At 42.7% G+C, this 1,155-nt stretch carries 2 protein-coding genes; both read right to left on the minus strand.

The features are described from left to right. A partial coding sequence (locus A3762_RS05705) for a hypothetical protein (protein ID WP_197469055.1) occupies positions 1-465 on the minus strand: 465 nt, incomplete at its 3' end. 18 nt (positions 466-483) lie between these two features. After that, positions 484-1,056, minus strand: a complete 573-nt coding sequence (locus tag A3762_RS05710; RefSeq protein WP_068754461.1) for a hypothetical protein — start codon at positions 1,054-1,056, stop codon at positions 484-486. Positions 1,057-1,155: the final 99 nt, after the last annotated feature.

Consider the following 1,155-nt stretch of genomic DNA (forward strand, 5'->3'; position numbering starts at 1 on the left):
CTTAGATAGATCAATCACACCGCTAGCAAGCTCTGCAGGGTAGTACATGCTGCAGATATAGTTGTCGACAAGTTCATTGAGTTTGTCAGCTTCTTCGACTTGGTAGCAGCCAGCTAGAGCTTCTTGAATTGATGGAGGAAGGTCATCCATGCTATCGGTATGTTCACGACGCATAAAAATAGGAAGTTCAGGGCGTGCTCTATGGATCTTTGTGCATAGCTCCAAGCCGCTAACGTCATTTAAATCTTTGGCTTCTGATAAAAATACAGCACCTAAATCTACGTTTGATGCCATGACTTCGCTAATTTCGTTAGAGGCGTCGCGCAGGCCAATTGTGTTGTTGCCGGTGCAAACCTTTAAACCAATAAGGTTGTGCTTTGTGCATACATCTTTCAATACACTTAGGGCGTCATCATTGCATTCGTGTACTAATACTTTACTGACAATCTGTGTTTCTTTTGTCATTACTGCCTCTTCTTATATTTAAAATAGCTCTAGTTCACCGCACTCGGTGTCTTCAATTTCTTCTTCTGCAAAAGAAACTGGCTTAATCTCGTAATTCAATTCTTCTTTGTTGCATACGTAAACGCTGCATTGAAAAAGTGTTTGTCCATTTATCTCAACATGTTGGTGTGCTTCATAGCTTGGTCTTTGAGACAGCATGTATTTCATGCTGCCAGCTTCTAAGCGATTCGGCGTAGACATGCCAAGGCTCGGAATAAATGCGTTGATTCCTCTTTTGATTGAGCCACACAAGGTGTTGCCAAGCTCACCAATAAAGTCATAAAAGCGTTCGTCGCCTAGGCTTTCGCTTGTAGCGTTCAGCTTTTGCGCTACGTAAGCACGGCTCTGATCGTCGTGATTGAGATGAATCAGCGTGAGTACACGAAATTCCTGAGAAGAGATCGTGAGCATATAAAACTGTTCGAATTCTTCGTGCGTTGATTGGTTAGTGTCACTGCTGACTACATCGATGCCTTCACTCGAGTAGTAGGTTTCATCCATCGCAGATTTGAATAATCGCTGAATTTCTCGGTTGAAATCGAGTTGACTCATCTTCTATACCTCTCGTTATGCTACTTGCACGCGACTAATGAGGTCTTTCACAATTTCATTCGTTGCAGATACATCTGTCAGAATCATTTTTCCGCCAGC

Source organism: Oleiphilus sp. HI0125 (assembly GCF_001635355.1).